Source organism: Corallococcus exercitus, from assembly GCF_003611585.1.
In the GTDB taxonomy this organism is placed as follows: Bacteria; Myxococcota; Myxococcia; order Myxococcales; family Myxococcaceae; genus Corallococcus; species Corallococcus exercitus.
Map to the genome: position 1 here is coordinate 1 of NZ_RAVW01000647.1, position 3,497 is coordinate 3,497.

Sequence of the window (3,497 nt, forward strand, 5' to 3'; positions counted from 1 at the left end):
TGTCTCGTGGGCTCGGAGATGTGTATACGAGACAGGCCGGCGAGCCTACGCCGGGCCGGGAGTCTCATCCCAGGGGGCGCCCAGCCACGCCTGGAACGCGGCCTTCTGCGCGTCCGTGGGGCGCTCCACGCGCTGGAGCCACGCGGCGTCCGCGGGCTTCTGGCCCAGCACCACCGGCACCTCCAGCAGGCGGTCGCGGCGGAACAGCGTCACCCGCACGGTGTCGCCGGGGCGCTTGTCCTCGCAGCGGGCGATGAGCCCCGCGCCGTCCACGCGCCAGCCGTCCAGCGCCACCACGTCGTCCTCCGGGTACAGGCCGGCCTCCAGCGCGGGCGTGCCCTCCGGCACGGTGGACAGCGTGGAGGAGCCGCGCACCGTGACGCCCAGCCAGCCCTTCGGCCGGGGCTCGCCCTTGAGGCGCGGCGGCGTGCCGCCCTTGTCGTTGGGGGCCTCCCGCATGCGGAAGGACAGCTCCAGCCCCACGTGCGCGAAGACGCCGTAGTCCAGGTCGTCCGTGGAGCGCACCGCCCGGTCGAAGAAGGGCGTCAGGTCCACGCCCGCCACCTCGCTCGCGGCCTTCTCCACGCCGTCCTCCGGCACGCCGGAGCCGTCGCCATGGCGTTGCCATAGCAACCGCATGACGTCATCCAGGCACCGGGCGTCGCGGGTGGCGCGGCGCACCTCCAGGTCCAGCAGCGCGCACACCACCTCGCCCTTCAGGTAGTAGGAGACGGCGCTGTTGGTGGAGTGCTCGTCCGGGCGGTAGTGCTTCACCCAGCTGACGAGCGACGCCTCCGTGAGCGTCTGCACGCGGCGGCCCGGGGTGGAGTGCAGCAGGCTGAGCGTCTCTCCCAGGCGGGCCAGGTAGCGCGTGGCGGACATCAGGCCCGCGCGGCGCACGAAGAGGTTGTCGTAGTACGCGGTGCCGCCCTCGAAGGCCCACAGCAGCGTGGTGTAGTTCTCCTGCGAGTAGTCGAACGGCACCAGCGCGCGCGGCTTCACCCGCTTGATGTTCCACAGGTGGAAGTACTCGTGCGCCACCAGCGTGAGGAAGTCCTCCCAGCCCCGGTGCGAGGACAGGCCCGTGCGCGGGAAGAGCAGCGCGGTGGAGGCCTGGTGCTCCAGCCCGCCCCGGCCCTTGTCGGTGAGGTAGACGAGGAACAGGTAGCGCTTCAGCGGCAGGCCTTCGTACATGCGGGCCTGGGCCTCGCAGACGCGCTGCATGTCCGCGCACAGCCGCTCCGCGTCCGGCACGCTGTCTCCCCACACCACCACCTCATGCGGCACGCCCGCGGCGGTGAAGGTGAGCGGCGTGTGCGGGCCCACCTCGAAGGGGCTGTCCACGAGCGTGTCGTAGTCCGGCGCGTGGAAGGTGGCCCCTTCCGAGTCCAGCGCGCAGAACGTGCGCCAGCCCTGCGGCGCGTCCACGGTGACGTGGTGGGGCAGGGCGCGCGTGCCTTCCGTGTAGAGGAACACGGTGGCGCCGTTGAAGTAGGCGTGGCTGCCGTCCAGGTGGCTGGTGCGCACGGACAGTTCGTTCGCGTAGACGCGGTAGCGCAGGGTGACGGCCTGCCCCCTCGCGTCCACGCGCCAGGTGCGCTTGTCCAGGCGGCGCACCGGCAGGGGCTGGCCGTCCGGGCCTCGCGCGGTGACGTCCTGCACCTGGCGGGCGTACTCGCGCACCAGGTAGCTGCCCGGCGTCCACACCGGCATCACCGCGTCGAGCACGTCAGGCCCGGCGGGGAAGGCGGCCTCCACCTCGAACAGGTGCGCATGCGGGCGGGGCATGGCGACGTGGTAGCGGACGGCGAGCGACATGGACGGAGGGCCTTTCTTCCTTTGGGGACGGCGGGGTTACTTCGCCTTGACGAGCACGGCGCCGAAGAAGCCGTCGGTGCCGTGGGTGTGCGGGGCCAGCCGCAGGAAGGGGCCGGGCCCCAGCTTCGCGCCCAGCTCCGCGCCCAGCACCTCCGCCACGGGGCGCACGCTGAAGTCGGGGTGCTTGGACAGGAAGTCCTCCACCACGTTCTCGTTCTCCTCCCGCAGCACGCTGCACGTGCCGTAGATGAGCCGGCCGCCCGGCTTCACCAGCATGGCGAAGCGCGCGAGCAGCGCCTTCTGCCGGCCCACGTGCATCTCCAGGTCCTCCGGCGTGAGGCGGTACCGCGCGTCCGGCTTGCGGCGGAAGGTGCCGGTGCCGCTGCACGGCGCGTCCACCAGCACGCGGTCCGCCAGCCCCTTGAGCGGCGTGAGCGCGGCGTCCGCGTCCGGGCCCTCGTGGGGGATGAGCTGCGTGCGCACGTTGTGCACGCCCGCGCGGCGCGCGCGCTTGCGCAGGTCCTCCATGCGGCCCTCGTCCACGTCGAGCGCGTGCAGGTCGCCGCGGTTCTTCATCTGCGCGGCCAGCTGCAGCGTCTTGCCGCCCGCGCCCGCGCACGCGTCCACCACGCGGGTGGGCGGCGCGTCCACGAGCATGCCGAGGAGTTGGCTGCCCTCGTCCTGGATCTCGAACCCTCCGTCCTTGAAGTCCTGGAGGGAGAAGAGGTTGAGCCGCGTCTCCATGACCAGTCCGAAGGGGGACAGGGCCGTGGGCTTCGTGGACTCCACGTCCTCCGCGGCCAGCCGCTCCTGGAGCTGGGCGCGGTCGCCCTTGAGCGTGTTGGCGCGGACGATGAGCGGGGCGCGCTCGTTCATGGCCTCGGCGGCGCGCGCGGCGTCCTTGCCGAAGACGGCGCGGAAGCGGTCGGCGAGGAAGTCCGGCAGCGACGCGGCGATGGGGAAGCGCTTCGCTTCCGGCAAGGCATCCAGCTCCGCGGCGGCGTCCGGCAGGCGGTCGAGCACGGACACGTCCGGGCCGGTGAGCCCGCTGGAGCGCGCGACGTAGGTGGGGTCCTCGCCGTGGAGGATGCGGGACGCGGCCAGCCGCATGACGTCCTGGCGCGTGGGGTCCAGCGCGTCGAACTTCCGGTGCGACTTCTCCAGGAGGAAGTCCACGGTGCGCTGGCGGCGCAGCAGCGCGTAGACGCGCTCGGCCACGGCGCGGCGCTCGGTGGAGTACAGGGCCGTCTTGCGGCGCAGCACGAACTCCAGCGCGCGGTCGGACAGGCGGCCCTCGCGGCGCACGCCGCCGTAGGCCTCCAGACACGCCTGGAGGACCAGATCCTCGCGCAGGGGGCGGTTGGGGTTGGGGCGCGCGCGTTCGTGCTGGGCGCGGCTCATCTTCGGTTTGTCGGCGCGTCCCTTGGCGTCCTTGCGCTTCTTGGGAGCGCCAGGGCGGGACGTGCGGGGCCCGCCGGACTTGGGGGCGCCAGGGCGGGACGAGCGGGGCCCGCCCGGCTTGGGGGTGGCACCGCGGGAAGGTCCAGGCTTGCGAGTCGTGGCCATGTCGCATGGGGCCTTCGCATCCCCCGGGCAGGCTTGACAAGCAGGGAACGCAAAAGACGCCCCCGGAAGGCCCTGGAGGGACCAGCCGGAGGCGTCAGGGGGCTGCTTCGGGG

2 protein-coding genes are annotated in these 3,497 nt (G+C 72.8%); both read right to left on the bottom strand.

The window, feature by feature from the left end; translation table 11 throughout:
- Positions 1–45: 45 nt before the first annotated feature.
- On the bottom strand, positions 46–1,818 hold the full coding sequence (locus tag D7W79_RS40220; protein ID WP_120530497.1) for a M61 family metallopeptidase: 1,773 nt from the start codon (positions 1,816–1,818) through the stop codon (positions 46–48).
- Positions 1,819–1,854: 36 nt separating this feature from the next.
- Entirely contained in the window at positions 1,855–3,219 is a 1,365-nt protein-coding gene (locus D7W79_RS40225; RefSeq protein ID WP_120530498.1) for an RsmB/NOP family class I SAM-dependent RNA methyltransferase, read from the bottom strand.
- Positions 3,220–3,497: the final 278 nt, after the last annotated feature.

Coding starts and splice junctions, on each gene's coding strand:
- D7W79_RS40220 (WP_120530497.1), bottom strand. CDS start 1,818: ATGTCGCTCGCCGTCCGCTACCACGTCGCCATGCCCCGCCCGCATGCG.
- D7W79_RS40225 (WP_120530498.1), bottom strand. CDS start 3,219: ATGAGCCGCGCCCAGCACGAACGCGCGCGCCCCAACCCCAACCGCCCC.